The organism is uncultured Azohydromonas sp., assembly GCF_937926365.1.
Lineage (GTDB): Bacteria > Pseudomonadota > Gammaproteobacteria > Burkholderiales > Burkholderiaceae_C > Azohydromonas.
In genome coordinates, this window is record NZ_CALAOH010000082.1 from 64,161 (window position 1) to 84,062 (window position 19,902).

General features: G+C 71.9%; 20 protein-coding genes and 1 pseudogene. 15 read left to right on the top strand and 6 right to left on the bottom strand.

The window, feature by feature from the left end; genetic code table 11:
- Positions 1–28: 28 nt before the first annotated feature.
- From Q0741_RS08365 to fae, 7 genes are read left to right on the top strand one after another with little or no spacing between them, the layout of a single operon-like run.
- Positions 29–1,063, top strand: coding sequence for a beta-ribofuranosylaminobenzene 5'-phosphate synthase family protein (locus Q0741_RS08365; protein ID WP_298232741.1), 1,035 nt, complete (start codon positions 29–31; stop codon positions 1,061–1,063).
- Positions 1,064–1,090: 27 nt separating this feature from the next.
- Complete coding sequence (locus Q0741_RS08370) at positions 1,091–1,993, top strand: NAD(P)-dependent methylenetetrahydromethanopterin dehydrogenase (protein ID WP_298232742.1); 903 nt, start codon at positions 1,091–1,093, stop codon at positions 1,991–1,993.
- On the top strand, positions 1,953–3,119 hold the full coding sequence (locus Q0741_RS08375; protein ID WP_298232743.1) for an ATP-grasp domain-containing protein: 1,167 nt from the start codon (positions 1,953–1,955) through the stop codon (positions 3,117–3,119). The genes Q0741_RS08370 and Q0741_RS08375 overlap by 41 nt, the downstream gene beginning before the upstream one ends.
- The gene (mch, locus tag Q0741_RS08380) at positions 3,103–4,092 is read left to right on the top strand and encodes a methenyltetrahydromethanopterin cyclohydrolase (RefSeq protein ID WP_298232744.1); all 990 of its coding nucleotides are present in this window, start codon (positions 3,103–3,105) and stop codon (positions 4,090–4,092) included. The genes Q0741_RS08375 and mch overlap by 17 nt, the downstream gene beginning before the upstream one ends.
- 8 nt (positions 4,093–4,100) lie before the next feature.
- Positions 4,101–5,030, top strand: coding sequence for a RimK family alpha-L-glutamate ligase (locus Q0741_RS08385; RefSeq protein ID WP_298232761.1), 930 nt, complete (start codon positions 4,101–4,103; stop codon positions 5,028–5,030).
- Positions 5,027–5,914, top strand: a complete 888-nt coding sequence (locus Q0741_RS08390) for a triphosphoribosyl-dephospho-CoA synthase (protein ID WP_367184085.1) — start codon at positions 5,027–5,029, stop codon at positions 5,912–5,914. The genes Q0741_RS08385 and Q0741_RS08390 overlap by 4 nt, the downstream gene beginning before the upstream one ends.
- A gap of 57 nt (positions 5,915–5,971) precedes the next feature.
- On the top strand, positions 5,972–6,484 hold the full coding sequence (fae, locus tag Q0741_RS08395) for a formaldehyde-activating enzyme (RefSeq protein ID WP_298232745.1): 513 nt from the start codon (positions 5,972–5,974) through the stop codon (positions 6,482–6,484).
- 128 nt (positions 6,485–6,612) lie between these two features.
- Here fae and Q0741_RS08400 read toward each other — a convergent pair whose 3' ends face one another.
- Positions 6,613–7,107 (bottom strand): dihydroneopterin aldolase, encoded by a 495-nt coding sequence (locus Q0741_RS08400; protein ID WP_298232746.1) that lies wholly within the window; start codon positions 7,105–7,107, stop codon positions 6,613–6,615.
- A gap of 230 nt (positions 7,108–7,337) precedes the next feature.
- Between Q0741_RS08400 and Q0741_RS08405 the strand changes: the two genes are divergently transcribed.
- The 6 genes from Q0741_RS08405 to Q0741_RS08430 all read left to right on the top strand — a co-directional run bounded on the left by Q0741_RS08405 (position 7,338) and on the right by Q0741_RS08430 (position 13,458).
- Entirely contained in the window at positions 7,338–9,353 is a 2,016-nt protein-coding gene (locus tag Q0741_RS08405; RefSeq protein WP_298232747.1) for a sigma-54-dependent Fis family transcriptional regulator, read from the top strand.
- Between the two features lie 7 nt (positions 9,354–9,360).
- Positions 9,361–9,969 (top strand): flavoprotein, encoded by a 609-nt coding sequence (locus Q0741_RS08410; protein ID WP_298232748.1) that lies wholly within the window; start codon positions 9,361–9,363, stop codon positions 9,967–9,969.
- Complete coding sequence (locus Q0741_RS08415; RefSeq protein ID WP_298232749.1) at positions 9,948–11,369, top strand: DUF6513 domain-containing protein; 1,422 nt, start codon at positions 9,948–9,950, stop codon at positions 11,367–11,369. The genes Q0741_RS08410 and Q0741_RS08415 overlap by 22 nt, the downstream gene beginning before the upstream one ends.
- Positions 11,366–11,938, top strand: coding sequence for a DUF447 domain-containing protein (locus tag Q0741_RS08420; protein WP_298232750.1), 573 nt, complete (start codon positions 11,366–11,368; stop codon positions 11,936–11,938). Before Q0741_RS08415 ends, Q0741_RS08420 begins: the two co-directional genes overlap by 4 nt.
- Positions 11,935–12,747 (top strand): (5-formylfuran-3-yl)methyl phosphate synthase, encoded by an 813-nt coding sequence (locus Q0741_RS08425; protein WP_298232751.1) that lies wholly within the window; start codon positions 11,935–11,937, stop codon positions 12,745–12,747. The genes Q0741_RS08420 and Q0741_RS08425 overlap by 4 nt, the downstream gene beginning before the upstream one ends.
- Before the next feature lie 237 nt (positions 12,748–12,984).
- Entirely contained in the window at positions 12,985–13,458 is a 474-nt protein-coding gene (locus Q0741_RS08430; protein WP_298232752.1) for a hypothetical protein, read from the top strand.
- 97 nt (positions 13,459–13,555) lie between these two features.
- On the opposite strand, the gene Q0741_RS08435 is transcribed toward Q0741_RS08430, so the two are convergent.
- The 5 genes from Q0741_RS08435 to Q0741_RS08455 form a co-directional block, all read right to left on the bottom strand.
- Positions 13,556–14,008: a hypothetical protein gene (locus Q0741_RS08435; protein ID WP_298232753.1), complete on the bottom strand. Its 453-nt coding sequence runs from the start codon at positions 14,006–14,008 to the stop codon at positions 13,556–13,558.
- A gap of 487 nt (positions 14,009–14,495) precedes the next feature.
- Entirely contained in the window at positions 14,496–15,866 is a 1,371-nt protein-coding gene (locus tag Q0741_RS08440; protein WP_298232754.1) for a hypothetical protein, read from the bottom strand.
- 174 nt (positions 15,867–16,040) lie between these two features.
- Entirely contained in the window at positions 16,041–16,643 is a 603-nt protein-coding gene (locus Q0741_RS08445) for an aspartate kinase (RefSeq protein WP_298232755.1), read from the bottom strand.
- Between the two features lies 1 nt (position 16,644).
- On the bottom strand, positions 16,645–17,706 hold the full coding sequence (locus Q0741_RS08450) for a hydantoinase/oxoprolinase family protein (RefSeq protein WP_298232756.1): 1,062 nt from the start codon (positions 17,704–17,706) through the stop codon (positions 16,645–16,647).
- Positions 17,696–18,664: an ATP-grasp domain-containing protein gene (locus Q0741_RS08455; protein ID WP_298232757.1), complete on the bottom strand. Its 969-nt coding sequence runs from the start codon at positions 18,662–18,664 to the stop codon at positions 17,696–17,698. The genes Q0741_RS08450 and Q0741_RS08455 overlap by 11 nt, the downstream gene beginning before the upstream one ends.
- Here Q0741_RS08455 and Q0741_RS08460 point away from each other — a divergent pair.
- Entirely contained in the window at positions 18,663–19,403 is a 741-nt protein-coding gene (locus Q0741_RS08460; RefSeq protein ID WP_298232758.1) for a HisA/HisF-related TIM barrel protein, read from the top strand. The two genes, Q0741_RS08455 and Q0741_RS08460, sit on opposite strands and share 2 nt — an antisense overlap.
- A 242-nt stretch (positions 19,404–19,645) precedes the next feature.
- Positions 19,646–19,902, top strand: a pseudogene (locus Q0741_RS08465) (formylmethanofuran dehydrogenase); the annotation flags it as partial.

Here is a 19,902-nt window from a genome sequence, read left to right on the forward strand (position 1 = left end):
GGGTTCCTTCTCCGAGCCGCGTCCCGCCATGACTTTTGCCCTTGCCGTGTCCGCCGCTTCCACTCCTGAGTTCGTGCGCGTGAGCGCCCCGGGCCGGCTGCACCTGGGCTTCCTGGATCCCGGCGCCTCGCTGGGCCGGCGCTTCGGCAGCCTGGGCCTGGTGGTGCAGGGACCGCGGACGCGGCTGGAGCTCCGCCTGGCGGGCCGTCCGGTGGTGGAGGCCGCGCCCGGGATCGATCCGGGGGAACTGGAGCGCGCCGCCACGCACCTGGCCCAGGTGCAGGCCCACACCGGACTGGGACGGCCGCTGCACCTGCGGCTGCTGGAGGTGCTGCCCCCGCACGCCGGCCTGGGCTCGGGCACGCAGCTGGCGCTGGCGGTGGGCACGGCCTTCGCGCGGTTGCACGGGCTGGCGCTGGGTGCCCCGGAGGTGGCCCAGATGCTGGGACGCGGCCTGCGCTCGGGCGTGGGCATCGCCGGTTTCGAGCACGGCGGGCTGCTGCTGGACGGTGGTCCGCAGGCCGACGGCCGGCCCGCGGCCGTGACGTCGCGGCTGGACTTCCCGGAGCGCTGGCGCGTGCTGCTGGTGCTGGACCCTGCTCGCCGCGGCCTCTCCGGCGCGCAGGAGAAGCAGGCGCTGGCCCAGCTCCCGCCCTTCCCGCGCGAGCTCGCGGCCGAGCTGTGCCACCGTGTCGTGATGCAGGTGCTGCCCGGCGCCGCGGCGGCCGATTTCGGCTGCTTCGCCGAGGGGCTCAACCGCATGCAGGCGCTGCTGGGCGGGTACTTCGCGCCGGCGCAGGGCGGCAGCTCCTACACCAGCCCGGCCGTCGATGCGCTGATGCGCTGGATCGGCCGCCACGGCGACGCCGCCATCGGCCAGAGCTCCTGGGGCCCCACGGGCTTCGCCATCCTGCCCTCGGCCGAGGCCGCCGCGGCGCTGCTGCGGGCCGCGCGCGCGGCCGGCGCGGTGGCGCCGGGGCTGCAACTGCAGCTCGTGCAGGGCCGCAATGCCGGCGCCGATCTCCAGATCCTGGCGGCCTCCCCGGCCGCTGCCTGCGCCTGACGGCGCCCACCCCTCCGGCATCACCTCATGGAACGACCCTACATCCTGCACATGCTCACCCCCGGCCCGTGGATGAGCCCCTTCGACGTCAACATGGCCGCCGACGCCGGCTACCAGGTGATCGTCCCGTACTGCGGCGTGGACGTGGCCGCCACGCCCAACCTGACGCAGGACGCCATCTTTTCGCGCGGCCCCAAGGGCGTGGCGCGCACGGGCCTGTTCATCGGCGGGCGCGACGTGATGCAGGCGGTGGACATGCTCGACGCCGCGCGCAAGGCCATGGTGCCGCCCTTTGTGGTGTCGGTGATGGCCGACCCCAGCGGCGCCTTCACCACCGCCGCGGCCATGCTGGCCTGCGTGCGCGAGCAGCTGAAGAAGGCGCATGGCGCCGATCTCGCCGGCCGCCAGGTGCTGGTGCTCGGCGGCACGGGGCCGGTGGGCCGCATCGTGGCGGTGCTGGCGGCGCGCGCCGGGGCACAGGTGCGCGTGGCCAGCCACAAGGGACAGCAGGCGGCCGACGAGACGGCCCAGGCCGTGAACGGGCGCTTCGGGACCCAGGTGCTGGGCGCCTCCAGCGCTGACCAGGCCGCGGTGCGCGAGGCGCTGCAGTCCACCGACGTGGTGCTCGCCACCGCCGCGGCGGGCGTGCAGGTGCTGAGCGCCGAAGACCTCGCCGCCGCGGGCGGAAAGCTGCTGGTGGCGGCCGACGTCAACGCCGTGCCGCCGGAGGGCATCGCCGGCGTGGGCGTGATGGACGACGGCAAGCCGCTGGCGGGCACCCGGGCGGTGGGCATCGGCGCGCTGGCCGTGGGCAACGTCAAGTACCAGGTGCAGCACCGCCTGCTGCAGCGCATGCGCGAGGCCGAGAAGCCCGTCACGCTGAGCTTCGATGACGCCTTCGCACTGGCCTGCGAGCTGCGCGCCGGCTGAGGCCATGGCCCGGCCCACGCTGCTGGTGGCCGGGCTGTCGGTGCGGCAACTGGCGCAGGCGTCCGCGCGCGAGGGCTTCACGACCCTCGCGCTGGACGCCTTCGGCGACCGCGACACGCGCCATGCCGCGCCGCGCTGGCGGGCCTGGCACCGCTTCGACGCCGGCGACCTGCTGGATGCGCTGCACGAGGCCGCCGCGTCCGGCGCGCTGGGCTGGATCGCCGGCAGCGGCTTCGAAGCCCACTTGGACCTGCTGGCCGCCGGCGCGCTGCGGCTGCCGCTGCTGGGCACGCCGGTGGATGGCTGGCGGCTGGTGCGCGATCCGCGCCGCTTCTTCCCGCTGCTGCAGGCGCTGGGTCTGCCGCACCCGCCCACGCGCTGGGACCAACCCCCGGCTGATCATCAGGACTGGCTGTTCAAGGACGGCGCCGCCTGTGGCGGCTGGCACGTGCGGCCGGCACGGGATGTCGAGGCGCCGGGCGGCCTGGGCTGTTGGCAGCGCCGCCTCGACGGCGTGCCGATGTCCGCCGCCTTCGTGGCCGACGGTTGCCGCGCGCTGTGTCTGGGCTTCAACGAACAACTCGTCGGCCTGCCCGATGCGCCCTACGCCTGGCGCGGCGCCATCGGCCCCGTGCCCGTGCCGTCCGATGTGGCGGCGCAGATCGACACGGCCTTGCAACAGCTCATACCGGCCTGCGGCCTGCGCGGGCTGGGCAGCCTGGATTTCCTGCTCGGCGCCGATGGCGGCGTGTCGCTGCTGGAACTGAACCCTCGTCCCGGGGGAACGCTGCAGCTCTACGCGCCGCAATCGCCGCTGCGGCTGCACCTGCGCGCCTGCCTGGGTGCGCCGTTGCCGACACAGCCTGTGTCGCAAACGGTCAGTGGCCTGGAAGTGTTGTACGCGCCGCGGCGGCTGCGCCTGCAGGCCGCCGAGCTGCAGCGGCTGGCGCGCCGCGCCTGGGTGCACGACCTGCCCGATGCGCCGGTGGACGTGGCCGCGCGCGAGCCGGTGTGCTCGCTCAGCGCCACGGCGCCGGACGCCGAGGCCGTGCGCGCGCTGCTGCGTCGGCGCCATGACGAATTGACCCCCCTCTTGGAGAACTGTGCTCATGAGCTCCCCTGCTGACACCCTGAGCGTCAACCACCTTGCGCAGCCCCTGCTGCGGCGGTTGCTGGACGAGGCCACGGCGCTGCGCGTGCGCGTGCAGCGCGACGAATTCGGCGTGCAGGTCGTCGATGCCGGGCTGGAGGCCCAGGGCAGCGTGGAGGCGGGCCTGGCCGTGGCGCGCATCTGCATGGGCGGCCTGGGCGAGGTGAGCCTGCGTGCCGCGCCGGAGGAGGGCTGGCCGACCTGGGTGCAGGTGAGCAGCGCGCAGCCGGTGCTGGCCTGCCTGGGCAGCCAGTACGCGGGCTGGAGCCTGTCGGCCACCAAGGAGGAGACCGGCGGCAAGAAGTTCTTCGCCCTGGGCTCGGGACCGGCGCGGGCGCTGGCCGCGCGAGAGGACCTGTTCCAGGAGCTGGGCTATCGCGACCGCGCCGACGCCGGTGTGCTGGTGCTGGAGGTGGACCGCCTGCCGCCGGACGTGGTGGTGGAGAAGGTGCTGCGCGACTGCGCGCTGCCGCCGCAGGGCCTCACGGTCATCGTCACGCCCACGGCGAGCCTGGCCGGCACCACGCAGGTGGTGGCGCGGGTGCTGGAGGTGGCGCTGCACAAGGCGCACGAGCTGGGTTTCCACCTGGCCGACATCGTGGGTGGCAGCGCGACGGCGCCGCTGCCCTCGCCCGGCGCCGACGGCTTGCAGGCCATGGGGCGGACCAACGACGCGATCCTGTACGGCGGCCGGGTGCACTTGCAGGTACGCGGCGACGAGGAAGCGGCGCGGCGCCTGGCGCAGCAACTGCCCTCGCGCAACGCGCGGGAGTACGGGCGCAGCTTCGCCGACATCTTCAAGGCCGCGGAATACGACTTCTACAAGATCGACGGCGCCCTCTTCGCGCCGGCCGAGGTATGGGTCAGCCACCTGGGCTCGGGCCGCACCTGGCGCGGCGGCGGCACGGACATGGGACTGCTGCGCGGGCTGTGGCTGGAGGAGGCGTGAGCCACGGCATGGAGGGCCTGCGCGTCGCCCTGATGAGCGACGAATCCGGTTGGCACGTGCGGCGGCTGCGCCGGGCGCTGCTGGCGCGCGGGGCGGCGCTGGTGCGTTGCCTGGACCTCGCGCAGTGCGGCGTCGCCACCGCCGCCTCGCGCCACGGCCTGGTGCTGCCGGGCTTCGGGCGCGAGCTGCCCGACGCGGTGATCGTGCGCGGGGTCGCCGCCGGCAGCTTCGAGCAGGTCACCAAGCGGCTCACCGTGCTGCATGCGCTCGCGGCGCTGGGCGTGCCCGTCTACAACGAGGCGCGCGCCATCGAGCGCAGCGTGGACAAGGCCATGACGAGCCTGCTGCTGCGCAGCGCCGGCATTGCCTCGCCGCCGGCCTGGACCACCGAGTGCCCCGCGCAGGCGCAGCGCCTGGTGATGCGCGAGGCCGCCGCCGGCCGCGCGCTGGTGCTCAAGCCGCTGTTCGGTTCCCAGGGCAAGGGGCTGCAACTCGTGGGCCGCGTGCACGGCACCTTCGTGCCGCTGCCGCCGCTGGAGCCCTACGGCGGCCTGGCCTACCTGCAGCGCTACGTGCCGCCGCTGGGCACGCCGGGCTTCGACTGGCGCGTGCTGGTCATCGGCAGCCGGGCCGTGGCCGCCATGCGGCGCGTGAGCGCGCACTGGGTCCACAACGTGGCGCAGGGTGCGCGCTGCGAGGCGGCCGAGGTGACGCAGGACCTGGCGTTGCCCGCGGTACGCGCGGCCCAGGCCCTGGGGCTGGACTACGCAGGCGTGGACCTCATTCCCACGCCCGATGGGCCGCAGGTGCTGGAGGTCAACGGCGTGGCGGCCTGGCAGGGGCTGCAGCGCGTCACGGGCTTCGACATCGCGCAGGCGATCGTGGACGACCTGCTCGACCGCAAGGTCGCGGCGGCGCTGGGACGGCGTAGCGCATGAGCATGCAGATGCCCGTGGTTTCCGCCGAATCCGCCGTGGCGCTGGAGCGCGGACGCGCCGCCTTCCTCGCCGCTTGCCGCCTCGACGTGCAGGTGCGCAAGCCCGGCAACGTCAGTTTCCATTCGCCCGGCCACGGCATGCGGGCGCAGCAGTTCCTGGACAGCGCCGCGGCGGCGCAGGAGGCACTGTTCGCGCCGGGGCTGAGCGTTGGCCAGCGCATCGAGGGCGCGGTGCGGGCCACGCTGGCCGTGGCCGGCTGCAACACCAACCTGGGCATCGTGCTGCTGTGCGCGCCCATTGCCGCCGCGCTGGAGCGCGCGCCCGGCGCCCGCGACGCCGCCGGATTGCACGCGGCGGTGCGGGCGGTGCTGCGGGAGCTGGACCTGGAGGATGCCCGTCACGCCTTCCGCGCCATCGCCGCGGCCCATCCCGGCGGCCTGGGCCGTGCCGAGGCGCAGGACGTCAACGACGCACCCACCGCCGGCCTGCGCGAGGCCATGGCGCTGGCGGCGCGGCGCGACAGCATCGCGCGGCAGTACGCGTGCGACTTCGACGATCTCTTCGCCGTGGGCCTGCCCGCGTTCCAGGCCGGCGCGGATGCCGAGGCCGGGATGCTGCGGGCCTGGCTGGCCTGCCTGGCGCGCTGGCCCGATTCACACATTGTTCGAAAGCAGGGTGCAGCCGTGGCACAGACTGTCCTGGAGCGGGCCACGGTCTTCGAGCAAGGGCTGCGCGGTCAAGGCCCGGCCGCGCTGGCCGAAGCGCTCGCCGACTGGGATGAAACCCTGAAACAGCAGGGGCTGAACCCGGGCACCAGCGCCGATCTGGCAGTGGCCAGCACCCTGCTGGGCCTCCTGGTTTCGCGTGGCACGGAACGTGAATAAAGGCACGAAGCGCCGCAGCCGCGGCGTGGATCGCGAAACCCACATGGAGACTGACCCATGGCAAAAATCGACCGCATGCTCGTCGGCGAATCACTGGTTGGGGATGGCAACGAGGTCGCCCACATCGACCTGATCATCGGCCCGCGTGGTTCCCCTGCCGAGACCGCCTTCGCCAACGCGCTGGTGAACAACAAGGAAGGTTTCACGTCGCTGCTGGCCGTGGTCGCGCCGAACCTGATGGCCAAGCCGGCCACCGTGATGTTCAACAAGGTCACCATCAAGGGTGCCAAGCAGGCGGTGCAGATGTTCGGCCCGGCCCAGCGCGGCGTGGCGATGGCGGTGGCCGACAGCGTCGAGGACGGCACCATCCCGGCCGACGAGGCCGACAACCTGTTCATCTGCGTCGGCGTGTTCATCCACTGGCAGGCCGAGGACGACAAGAAGATCCAGGAGTTCAACTACCGCGCCGTGCGCGAATCCATCGCCCGCGCCGTGCGCAACGAGCCCAGCGCACAGGAAGTCGTGTCCAAGAAGGGTTCCGTCACCCACCCCTTCCAGGCCCAGGGCTGAGGAAGGGCCCCAAGCCGCAGCGCCTGCCCACCGGCAGGCGATCGCGGAAGGCCCGTGGCGCCGCGGCGCCACGGGCCGCCACCCCAAGAGAAGCGGCCCCGCGGGGCCGCTTCTTCATTTCGTTGACGTCACTTCTTCCCGGGCACCATGCCCTCGCCGATCAGCGACAGCACCCGGGCCGGCGCGCGCGCGCGGGACGCGGCGCCATTGAAATCGTCCGCCCGGCGTTCGATGGCCACGCCCACGGCCTGCAGGTCGTCGAACTTGCGCGGCTTGGCCAGCGCCACCCGCACCCAGTGCGCGCCGAACTCGCACACCGTGATGCGCGCGATCTCCTCGGCCAGCGCCTCCAGCAGTTGCACTTGGTGCTCGGCGAAGAGCCGGTGCAACCGCTCGCGCAGCACGCTGTAGTCGATGGTGTCGCCTATGCGGTCGCTGTCGCAGGCACCGCTGCGCGGCAGCCCGGCGGCGAGATCCACGCGCACCGGCTGCGGGTCATGCAACTCGCTGTGGTGGATGCCGATCACGGTCGGGATGGTCAGTCCCTCGATGAAGATCAGGTCCAGCGCGGCACCGGTGGATTCGTGGCGTGGCAGGGGTGGCAAGGGCATGAGGGCGGACATCGGCAAGCCTCCAGGCGTGGTTCGGACGGCGGCTTTCCGCAAGTTGCGCGCCAGTCCCGGCCGGCCTTCTTCCGCGCGGCAAGCAGGGAGCCCGCGCCGTGTCACGGAATGACGCAATAACCCGGTGGATTGCGGGCAATTCCCGACAGCGCTGACCCGGGGGTGCCGGCCGACAATGCGCCGCGAGCGGGCTCCCTCCAACGGGGGCCCTCTTCAGTAGGAGCTCACATATGACACAAGGCCTGTTGGCGGCGGTGGGACATGGCCAACGCGTGCTGGGCGCGGTGCTGAGGGGCATGCGCTCGGGGTTGCACGAGCAGGTGGCGCAGTCGTGGACACGCTGCCTCAACGAGTACCGCCTGGACCCCGACGGCGAACCGCATCCGCCCGTGCTCGACCGCAACGCGCTGGCGCTGCGCTGCCGCCGCCTGGGCGACGTGATCGAGGCGGCGCGGCTGGAGATGAGCACGCTCTACCAGCAGCTCGCCGACACCGAAACCGCCGTGGTGCTGACCGATGGCGAGGGCGTCATCCTGCATTTGGTGTCCTCGCCCGAGTTCGCGCAGGAGCTGGAGCCGGTGGGCTTCACCGTGGGCGCGTTGTGGAACGAGGCCTACGCCGGCACCAACGGCATGGGCACCTGCCTGGCCCTGGCCGAGCCGGTGTCGGTACGCCAGGAGGACCATTTCTTCACCCGCCTGACCTCGCTGACCTGCTCGGCCGTGCCGGTGCACGACCCGGAGGGCCGCATGGTGGCGGTGCTCGACGTCACCAGCCGCTCGGCGCTGCAGCAGCAGCACGTGCTGGTGCTGCTGGGCATGACGGCGCGCATGATCGAGAACCGCCTCATCGACCAGCGCTACCGCGACAGCCACCCGCTGCACTTCCACACCCGGCCCGAGCTCGTGCACACGCTGCACGAAGGCCGCTTGGCGGTGGACGGCGAGGGCGTGATCCGCGCCGCCAACCGCAGCGCGCTGTTCCAGCTCGGCGTGGACCACCCGCAGGCGCTGTGCGGGCGGCGGCTCGAAGAGGTGTTCCAGACCACGCTGGACGACCTGCTGGAGCGCAACCGCGCCACCTCCTTCCATCCGGTGGCGGTGTACCGCGCCAACGGCGCGCACCGCTTCTTCGCCGTGGTGCGCTGCCCGGCGGCGGAGGCACAACCGCAGTCGCAGACCGGCGCGCGCGGCCTGTCCTCCACGCTGGTCCCGGCCGCGCGGCCAGCGCGCGCGGTGCCGGCCGCCGGGCTGGCCGATCCGCAGCTCGTGCAGCAACTGCACACCGGTGCGCGCGTGCTGGCGCGTGGCACGCCGCTGCTGCTGCGCGGCGAGACCGGCGCGGGCAAGGAGGTGTTCGCGCGCGCGCTGCACGAGCGCAGCCCGCATGCCTCGGGCAGCTTCGTGGCGGTGAACTGCGCCAGCCTGCCGGAGAGCCTGGTCGAGTCCGAGCTCTTCGGCTACCGCGCCGGCGCCTTCACCGGGGCGCAGCGCAACGGCCGGCGCGGCAAGATCCTGCAGGCCGACGGCGGCACGCTGTTCCTGGATGAGATCGGCGACATGCCGCTGGAGCTGCAGGCGCGGCTGCTGCGCGTGCTCGACGAGCGCCGCGTCACGCCGCTGGGCACGGAGGAGACGCACCCGGTCGATTTCCAGCTCATCAGCGCCAGCCACCGCAACCTGCTGGAGCTGGTGGCGCAGGGGCGCTTCCGCGAGGACCTGTACTACCGTCTGGCCGGCATCGAGCTGGGCATCCCGGCACTGCGCGAGCGCAGCGACAAGCGAGAGCTGATCCAGCGCATCCTGCAGGAGGAGAACGGCGGCCCGGTGGTGCTGCGCCCCGAGGCCGAGCAGCTGCTGATGGGCTACCGCTGGCCCGGCAACGTGCGCCAGCTGCGCCACGTGCTGCGCGCGGCCGTGGCGCTGGCCGACGGCGCGCCGGTGGGGCTGGAGCACCTGCCCTCGCTGCGCCAAGGCCCGGCGGCCGTGCCGGCCCCGGCGGTGGCGGATGCGCCCGCGCCGGCGCTGGCATCGGTTTCGCTACTGGCTTCGGGCATGGTCCCGGCCGAAACCCCGGCCCCGCAGGGCCTCAACCTGATCCAGTCGCATGAGCGACAGGTGCTGCTGCAGTTGCTGGAGCAGCACCGCTGGAACGTGAGCAACGTCGCCAAGGCGCTCGATGTCAGCCGAAACACCCTCTACCGCAAGCTCCACAAGCTCCAGATCGCCGTCTCCCAACGCGCCTGAAGAAGACGTGCTCGAAACCGAGGCCGCGCTGGAGGCCCTGGACGTGCCCGACGGCCCGCCGCGCTCGCGCTTCGCCTTTGCCGTCACCGGATCGGGCCACTACCTCGAAGAAGCCATGGCGCTGGCGGCGCGGCTGCCGGCGGTGGACCTGTTCCTCTCCGCCGCGGCCGAGGAGGTGCTGCCGCAGTACGGCTTCACGCTGGACTCGCTCAAGGAGCGCTTCAAGGTCTTCCGCGACAAGAGCGCCAGCGCCGTACCGGTGGGCATGCTGTATTCGGACGCCTACCACACGGTGATCGTGGCGCCGGCGACCTCCAACACGGTGGCCAAGTGCGCCTTCGGCATCTCCGACACGCTGCCCACGAACATGTTCGCGCAGGCGGGCAAGCTGGGCATCCCGGGCATCGTGTTCGCGTGCGACACCGAGCCCACCGTCATCACCAAGGCGCCGCACGAGTGGGTGACGCTGCACCCGCGCCGCATCGAGCTGGACAACGTGGAGCGGCTGCGCGCCATCGACCACTGCCGCGTGGTGTGCTCGCCCGCCGAGCTGGAAGCGGCCCTGTCACGGCGGCTGCGGGAGCTGTCCCTGGAATGGAACACATCGTCTTCCTGACGGGCCACCTGGCGCAGCCAGCGCTGCAGCGTGTGCTGGCCGGCATGGACGCCCCCTTCACCTGGGAAGTGCGCGACATCGGCCTGCAGGTCGCCGGGCTCATGACCGCCGACATGGTGCGCCGCCGCGTGAGCGCGCCCGTGCTTTCCCCTGTCGAGGGCGAGGCGCCGCGGCCGGCCGACCGGCTGCTGCTGCCCGGGCGCTGCCGCGGCGACGTGCACGCGCTCGAAGCCCATTTCGGCATCCCGGTGCAGCGCGGCCCCGAGGAGCTCAAGGACCTGCCAGCCTTCTTCAACCGGGAGGCCAAGCCGGTGGACCTCTCCACGTACCGCGTGGACATCTTCGCGGAGATCGTGGACGCGCCGCGGCTGGACGTGGCCGGCATCGTCGAGCGCGCCCGCGCCTACGCCGCTGACGGCGCCGACGTGATCGACCTCGGCGGCCTGCCCGCCACGCCGTTCCCGCACCTGGAGGACAGCGTCAAGGCGCTCAAGGCGGAAGGCCTCAAGGTCAGCGTCGATTCGCTGGACACGGCCGAGCTGCTGCGCGGCGGGCGCGCCGGGGCCGACTACCTGCTCAGCCTCAACCTCGACACGCTGTGGGTGGCCGACGAGGTGGCGAGCACGCCAGTGCTGATCCCGAGGACGCCGCAGGACGAGGAGTCGCTGGCGCAGGCGATCGAGACGCTGCGCGGGCGCGGGCGCGCCTTCCTGGCCGACTCGATCCTGGACCCGCTGCCCTTTGGCTTCACCCGCTCCATCTGCCGCTACCAGCGCCTGCGCGACCGCTTCCCGGACGTGGACATCCTGGTGGGCGTGGGCAACGTCACCGAGCTGACCGAGGCTGACACCGCCGGCATGAACGCGCTGCTGCTGGGCCTGTGCGAGGAGCTGCAGGCGCGCGCGATCCTGACCACGCAGGTCAGCGCGCACGCGCGGCGCGCGGTGCGCGAGGCCGACGTGGCGCGGCGCCTGATGCATGCCGCGCACGAGAGCCGGAGCCTGGCCAAGGGCTTCACGGACGAGCTGCTGACGGTGCATGCCAAGCGCCCGTTCCCGGACACGGCCGAGGAGATCCGCCAGACCGCCGCCGGCGTGCGCGACCCCAACTTCCGGGTGCAGGTGGCGGACGACGGCATCCACGTCTACAACCGCGACGGCCACCGGCTGGCGCGGGACGCCTTCGAGTTGTGGCCGCAACTCAAGCTTGAGAACGATGCTGCCCATGCCTTCTACATGGGGGTGGAGCTCGCACGCGCCGAGGTCGCGTGGCAGCTGGGCAAGCGCTACGTGCAGGACCAACCCCTGAGCTGGGGCTGCGCGGTACCGCGGCGCGAGGACAACCTGGACGCCTGGTGCGCACCAGGTTCCACGCTGCGCGGGAAGGACGAAACGCCATGAACGATCAGATTTTTGAAGTGGTGGTCAGCACGCTGTCGCCCGATGGGCGGCCGCACCATGCGCCTCTGGGCGTGCGCTACCAGGGCGCCGAGGTCGTACTGATGCCTTTCAAGCCCTCCTCGACCCTCATGAACATCCTGGGCTCGGGTTGCGCGGTGCTCAACGTGCTGGTGGACACGCGCGTGATCGCCGGCTGCGTCACGGGCCGGCGCGGCTGGCCCACGCTGCCGGCGCGCATCGTCCCGGGCGTGCGGCTGGAGTGCGCGTTGCGCCACCTGGAGCTGCGGTTGACCCGGGCGCAGGACGATCCGCAGCGGCCCGTGCTGCGCATGGCGCGCGTGCACGAGGAGACGCACGGCGAGTTCATCGGCCTCAATCGCGCCCAGGCCGCGGTGGTGGAAGGCGCGGTGCTGGTGAGCCGGCTGCACCTGCTGCCGAGCGAGAAGGTGGAAAGCGAAATGCGCTACCTGCAGATTGCCATCGACAAGACCGCCGGACCCGAGGAACACGAGGCCTGGGGCTGGCTGCAGCAGGCGGTGGCGTCGTACCGGACGAGGGAGGCAGCATGACGATGGCCCCGCCGCCGTCCGTGGAGGCCGCCGCCGACGCTCCGGCTCCCGCAGCCGCGCCGCGTTTCCGTCCCACGCCTTCGGGCGCCGCTTCCGGCGGCCTGCGGCGCGCCATCGATGGACGCGTGCAGTTGCTGGTGAGCGTGCGCGACGTGCCGGAGGCGCTGGCCGCGGTGGCGGGAGGGGCTGATCTCATCGATCTGAAGGAGCCCAACACCGGCGCACTGGGCGCGCTGCCGCTGCACGTGGTGCACGAGGTGGTGCAGGCCCTGCGCGCGGCCGGGCATGTGCATCCCGTGAGCGCCACTGTGGGCGACTGGCCGCTGGACGCGCGCGCCGCGGTGCTGGAGCAGGTGCGTGCCACGGCCGCCTGCGGCGTGGACGTGGTGAAGGTCGGCATCCCGCGCGGCGACGGCGCCACGGCACTGCTGGCGGCGCTGGCCGCCAGCCCGGCGCCCGTGGTGCCGGTGTTCTTTGGCGACGACGGGCTGGACGAGGCGGTGTTGGCGCTGGCGTGCTGGCTGCCCTTCCCCGCGCTGATGCTGGACACGGCCGACAAGCGCGCGGGCAGCCTCTTCGATCGCCTGGACGAGGCCACGGTGCGCCATTTCATCACCTGCGTACAGGGTGCAGGCCGGCTCGCCGGCGTGGCCGGTTCGCTGCGGCCGGCCCAGGCCGCGCTGCTGCGCGAGCTGGCGCCGGATTACGCCGGCTTCAGAGGCACGCTGTGCGAGGGTGGGCGTGGCGCTGCGCTGCAGCCCCAGCGCGTGCAGGCCTTGGTGCAGGCCTTCGCAACCCCGCGGAGCTGAGCGCTGCCACGAGGGTCCCGCACACCGGTAAACGGCAGTTACCGCGCGGGCAACCGTGACGGGCTTCACGGTGTCGTCACGGGAAGCACCCCACCATTCACATCAAGTGGACAGGCCCGTTCCCGTATCACGGAGATCGGTGCCCCCGCTATTTCCATTGCATTCGCGGGCCCACGGGTGGCGGGTAACATGGTTACAAGTTTTTGGAATGGTCGGCTGCCTTGACGCAAGGAAACCATGAAGACGCTTAATGCCCGCTTCGTGCAGTTTTTCTCCATTGCTGTCTGGGCGATGGCATTGCAGGTGTTGGCAGCGCGGCACGCCCCGGTCGTGGTATTGAGCCAGCCCGTGCCGCCTGAAAGAATCCATTGGTCGCCCGAGGTGCCCGCGAGCGCGGCGCTGGCTACCGTGCATATCATCCGAGAGGCCCGTTTCAAGGGCTGGGCCATGCCCACGACGTTGACCATCGACGGCAAGGAAGTTGCCGTGATCAAGAATGGTGAAAACCTGATGGTGCGTATCCCGCCGGGACAGTATTCGTTGGGCTTGAGATATGAAGGCCAAGGCCCGCTGAATCCGCAACCGCCGGCCCACGAACGCGAAAAAGCTTTTGTCGAATTGATGCTCGATTTTGCCGGGGGCAAGTATCACGACTTGCGAATCGTTCCCGACGAGCGCTGGAACTGGCAGATTTCTCGCGCCGGAAATTGATTCATCCAGGATGTCCAGCCTTGGAGCCGGAATGGCTTGCCTGGGCTACGGTATTTTGGGCAACTGTATTGCCCATCACCGCGTTTCTTTCGGTTTCCTAAGGCTGAGGTCGCGCTGCCTGAGCCGTCTTCAATTCCCGGCTGATGTTGAGCACCGCTGATTGAATCAGCGTGAAGCAGGTGCGCAGGTAGGAGGGGCCCTTGCGGTGCGGATCCTGGAGATGCAGGCGCTGAGGGCGGGACCAGAAACCCAGCAGCGCCACGCGTTCGGCCGGATAACCCTGGCGCACCAGGTAATGGGCATGGCGCAGTTCCATCACCAGGTACAGGTCACCGGCGGAGGGCTCGAACAGCGGCATGTCCACGCTGTGGTGGCCGTCGAGGCTCACGCCCATTTCGGCGGCCACTCTCAGCACCGTGCCCAGCGGCGCCTGGCCGCTGACGGCGCACAGCCCGAAGGAGGCGGCCGGCAGGCCCGCCTGTTGCGCCACCGCCTGCGCGAAGGCGCTGCGCTTGAGATTGGCCAGGCACACGAAAACGAGCCGGTCCACTTGGGATAGATCCGGCCGTGTGAATTTAACTGCCGGTCCCGTCAAATAATCCACGTTGGCCAGCAGCAGGCGTACCAGCCCCTTGAAACCGCCGAAATTGCGCCGCAGCAGTGCCGCCAGTCGCTGGCTGGCTCCTTCAGGATCCTGGAATTCTTGTCGAGGTGCTGGAGCCATATTTCCAGTTCAATGGAATGCCGCTGCAATGGGGCCGAATTGTGGCACGCGAGCCTCAAGCCGAGATTTCCCGCCAGGCCGGTTCTTCCGCATCCAGCAGGGCCGGGTCATGTTGCCGGCGTGCTTCGTGGCAGCGTGCGTTTCCCTGGGTGAACTCACGGCAGGTGCTGGAGCGCTGCTCATAGATGGTGCCTCCCACCGTCCCGCCTATATCGCCCCGCAGTGCCACGCAGCGAGACGGGCGCTGCTGCGTGCCACGCACGCGCGGGGAGCCCGGCGCCGCTGCCGCGGCACCCGCGGCAGGACCGGGGTATCAGGCCGTCGCGGCGCTGGGCTGCGGCGCCGGCGCTGCGGCCACGCGCCGCGGCGCTAGCTCGAAGCCCTCGACACGGCCCTTGTCGATCCGGATCGCCAGCCGGATCGGCTTGAGCCCCGTGGTTCCCTGCGACACCGACTCCTCCAGCACCTTGCCTGCCTCCGCGAGTTCGGTACGCGTGTTCTCGAACGCTTGCTGGACGAAGACCTTCAGGGCGGCCTTGCGGTGGCCCAGCGTCTTATCGTCGGAGAGTGTTTCGTCCAGGCTGTCGAGTTCTTCGACCAAGGCCCGGATCAGCGGCTCGAAGCCGGTGCCCAGCTCCGGCGTTTGCATGGACTCGGCAATGGCCTGCCGGCGGGGCTGCAGCACCTGCGGGTCCTGGACGAACATGGCCTCGAACTGCAAGACCGTCAGCCGCGCCTGTACCGTCCACACGAACTGCTTGCGCAGCGCGTCCACGGCCTTTGCGTGGTCGGATAGGGCCTTGAACATTTCGTCCGGGTCGAACTCGCCAGCGCGGCGCAGATGCTTGGTGCGCTGATTGAGCATGCGGTGCAACTGCACCAGTTCCTGCTGCACCTTGACCAGACGGGCCTCGGCAGCCTGGAGTTCGGTCATCAGCGCCGGGGGCAGATGGCCGCGCCGCACGGCTCCCAACACTTTGTCGTACAGGAAGTTGACAACCTCGGCCAGGGCCGCCTTGAGCTCGGTGCTTTGCGTGTCGCGCACCTCTGCCAAGCCCTTGCCCAAGTCCACCAGCATGGAGTTGATGCCGTCCAGATAGTGCTGCCCCGCCAGCGCCTTGGCCGTGGCGGCCACGGCCGAAGCCGGCAATGGGGCCAGCGACGGCAGGTTGCGCACGCGCGACTGCTCCACGACCTTGCCGCCGGCGCCGCGCACCATGGCCAGCAGTGCATCGCCGTTGCAGCTGGCCGCCAACGGGCCGTTGAGCACCACCTCCATCAACTGGCCCTCCTCGATGCCCGCATGCGTGAGCACGGACGGCGATGCCTGCAGTACGCCCTTGATGGTGGCCAGCCTGCTTTCAGAGCCGCGGATGGCGCTGCGCGTGAAGCGGGCCAGCTGCTGGATTTCGAGCTTCTTGATGCCCAGCACCATCTTGCCGTCGCTGGTACAGAAGTAGAGCTGCGTGGGCTGCAGCTCCTCGGCGCTGATGTCCTGGGCGGGCCGGACAGCGTCCGGCTCGCGTGCCTCGGCCGGCGCGTGCGAGACGCCGCCGGGTTCGGACAGCAGTGCCTTCAGCTCATTCAGCTGCGTCAGTACCTGGTCCGTCTTGCGCGAAAGGCGAAAGACGGCAACGCCAAGGACCGGGGTCGCAATGAGCAGGGCAAGGGTGGCGACGTCCATGGCTGGATAGCGGAGTTCTGTGGGTGACGACGGATCCGGTGCGTCCGTGCGAGGCGCTAGCCCGCAACCTGGCCGAACCGGACACAGCAGACGCGCGATCCTGCCCGGGCATTTCTGCTGTGACAAGCCGTTTCGTCACGTTTACGGCTGTTTCGTGCACCAAAACAGCAGTTCTTAGGCCGGCGAGTGCCGGCAGCCGCCCACCAATTGGGCCTGCACCTCATCCAGCGCGCTTTTGTCCACCACGTCCACGGCACAGCCCGCGCCGGCGGCCATGGCGGCGAAGCGGGTGTCGAGAACGCCCGTGTCCACCAGCTCCCGCAGCGAGGCCAAGGGCGGCGGCGCGCAGCTCTTGACCACCACCAGCCGCTCGGCGTTGAGCCGCATCGCCAGCCACAGCGCCAGGCTGTCGGCGGTGACATCCCAGCTCGTGAGCTCGTCGGCGTGCTCGCGCAGCAGCTCCAGCGGCATCCATAGCGCGGTGCGGCCCGCGCGCAGGGCGCGGCGGATGTCGGCATCGCGCGCCGCCATCTGCAGCGTGGGGCGCAGCGCGCGCAGCAGCAGCGCGCTCTGGCCCATGCCCAGGATGGCCATGTTGTGCGCCGCGAGGTCGTCGAAGCCCCAGTGGGCCTGCGTCTGCCGCACCTGGTCCACGAAGGGGCCGCCGCCAGGGACGATGACCACGCGCCCGCGGCCCAGCGAGGAGAGCAGCTCCAGCCAGCGCCGCAGCAGCGCCGGGTCCGACTGCAGGCTGCCGCCGAGCTTGACGACCCACATCTCAGCAGCGCTCCTGCTCCAGCAGCAGGCCCACGGCCACCGCGGGCGCGCACACCTGCGCCAGCCGGATCGTCGACGGCTTCGCGCGCGCGTCCAGCCGCACCACCTGCGAGGCGAAAAAGAGGCACGCCCGCTCGCGCGCCGCCGCCAGCTTCTCCACCAGGAAGCCACCGCAGCCCGCCGCCACCAGCGGCGCGTCGGCCGGCAGCCCGGCAGCAGCCAGCACGCGGTCGAGGTTGTGCCCGATCTCGTTGAGCTGCTCGGCGCGCCAGGCGCGCGCGAAGTCCAGCCAGGCCTCGTCCCCGGCCTCCTGCGCGTCGCGCCCGACCATGCGCGCCAGGCGCCGCCGCGTGCCCACGGCGTCCTTGGGGCCGTGGTCGGCCGCCGGATGCTGGTCGTGCGCGGCGTCGAGCTCGCCCAGCAGCCGGTACACGTCGGCCGTGGTGGCGAAGAACTCATTCATCACGTTGTGCGGCCGGCCCTCGAAGTCGATGTGCCGCGCCAGCGCGCACAGCGGCGTGCGTGTGACGCCCTGGTAGACCAGCTCCCCGTTGGCCAGGCGCTGCGCGTCGCTGCGGCCCTGCGCTGCGGGACGGCCGTGGCGCAGCGCTATCAGGTCGCAGGTGGTGCTACCGATGTCCACCAGCAGCCCTTGCTCCACGCGCCGTGCCGCCAGCTGCGCCGTGGCAAGCCAGTTGGCCGAGGCGATGGCCTCCCACAACGCCGCCACGTGGCCGGCCGCGACGAAACCCTGCTCGCCCGCCCAGAAGCGCAGCCCGATGCCCGGCTGCAGCGCCATGTGATCAGCGATGCGGCGCACGCCCTCGGCGCGGGTGGCGAACAGGTCGGCCATCTCGCCGGTCATGGTCACGGCGTGCTGCGCGCGGTGCATGTCCGGCCAGCGCGCGCGTGCCTGCGCCAGCACGGCGTCGAGCCGGTCCAGGCCCTCCCACAGCGGGCAGGCCCACTGCGCGGCGTCGCGCAGCCGCCCGCCGTCGAGCCAGGCGGCCTTGACGTGCGCGCCGCCGATGTCCCAGCCGATCACGCCCGATTCAGGCCGCATGCAGCACCTCCGAACGCGCGAAGGGCTCCAGCGCCTCCAGCGCCAGGCGCCGGCCCAGGCGCTGCGACAGGCCCACGAAGGCGCTGGTCAGCCGCGGGTTGACCTCGATGAGCACCGGCCCGCGCACCGGGTGCCAGACCAGGTCGATGCCCACGCAACCCCGCAGCCCCGGCAGCGACAGCGCCACGTCGCGCGCCAGGCGCTGCAGCAGCGCGGCGCGCGCGTCGTCCAGGCCGATGGCGCCATGGCACACGCCGCCGAAGTGCACCGCCCCGTCGGCGGCCAGGAGCAACTGCTGGCGGTTGATGCTCAGCAGCTCGGTGCGCTGCCGGCCGCACAGCAGCGACAGGCTCATGGCCTCGCCCTCGACCCAGGGCTCCAGCGTGGCGCTGGCGTTCATGCGCTGGCGCTGGCGCAGGTCGGCCTTGGCGTCGGCCAGCGAGGCGTGCACGCGGGTGTGCAGGGCGCCGGCGCCGTCATCGGGCTTGACCACCCAGCGCGTGGCCTCGCGGGCGCTGGAGGCGTCCAGCGGCGTGGGCAGGCCGTGGCGCGCCAGGTGCTCCAGCGTGGCGAGCTTGCTGCTGGCCACGCGGATGGCGACGCTGTCGCAGCCGATCCAGCGCATCGGGCCCACGAGCTTGCGCAGGCAGCCCAGCAGCCCGCCGGTCTCGGGCGCAACGATCCAGCTCAGGTCGTGCGACGCGGCCTGGCGCAGCACGAAGTCGTGCGCGGACTCCTGCAAACGTGGCCGCACCCATTGCACGCCGGCCGTGGCCGGCATCGGCCCGGTGCTGGCGGCGGCGCTCACGCTCAGCCAGGGCACGTCCACGAGGTCCGCCAGCAGGGCATCGCGCATGGCGATGCCCTCCTCCAGCAGTTCCTCGTCGTCGCCGTCCTCCCCGCCGACCAGTCCACCGCCGCTGAGATACTCGTATACGAAGACACGCTGCGTTCGCATGGAATCAATGCTCCTCATTCCCGTCATCGACCTGCTCGAGGGCCAGGTGGTGCGCGGCGTGCGCGGCGATCGCGCGCGCTACCGTCCCATCGAGTCGGCCCTGTGCCGCGGCAGCGAGCCGCTTGCCGTGGCCCGCGCGCTGTGCGAGCACGCCGCGTCCGGGCTGCTTTACGTCGCCGACCTGAACGCGCTCACCGGCCGCGCGCCGCAGACCGGGCTGCTGGCCTCGCTGCTGCAGGCGCTGCCCGGCGTGACGCTGTGGCTGGACGGCGGCTTCAGCGGCCCGCCCGCGGCGCGGGCCGCGCTGGACACCCTGGGCGAGGCAGCCCTGCGCGTGCGCCCGGTATTCGGCACCGAGTCTTTCCAGAGCGCCGCCGATTTCGAGTGCTGCTTCCCGGCGCCCGGCGGCGCCACGGCCGAGAACGCCGCCGCCCCGGCGCTGCAGGGCTTGCTGTCGCTGGACCGCCGCCATGAGGCGCCGATGGACCCGGCCGGCGCATGGCAGCGTCCGGGGCACTGGCCGCGCGAGCTGATCGTGATGACGCTGGACCGCGTGGGCGCGGACGCCGGGCCGGACCTGCGGACCCTGGCCGACGTCCAGTCCCAGGCGCCGCGCGCCCGGCTCTTCGGCGCCGGTGGCATCCGCGGCGAGGCGGACCTGGAGGCCGCCCAGGCCGCCGGCGCCGCCGGCTGGCTGGTGGCCAGCGCGCTGCACGACCTGAAGCTGCGCCCACGCTGAGGCCCACGGCAGCCGCGCGCGGCGCCGGGCGGGTGGGTTGGACAGGTCGGGCGCGTGCTCCATGGCGGAGAGGTGAAACACGTTCCATGCCATGGGGCCGGTGCGCGCCGCGGCCTCAGCCCCCGCAACACACTGTCCCACCCCCGCAGCACAGTGGGACACCCACGGGGCAACAGCCCGGCCGGACGCCCGCCCCGAGCCCCCGCAAACCGCGTGGCATGCCCCTTGCGGACCCGGCCCCCATGGATGACGCCCGCGACGACCTCTCCGCCCCGGCCGCCGAAGCCCCCTGGACCTGCCCTTTCTGCACCCTGCTTTGCGACGGCTGGGGCGTCGCCGCGCAGGCCGACGGCAGCCTGCAGCTCCAGGGCAGCGACTGCCCTCGTGCCCAGCGCGGCCTGGCTCAGTTCCGCGCCACGCCACCCGCGCCAGCCGCCACCCCGCTGGTGAACGGCGCGCCGGCCTCGCTGGGGGAGGCCGCCGCCGCCGCGGCGGCGCT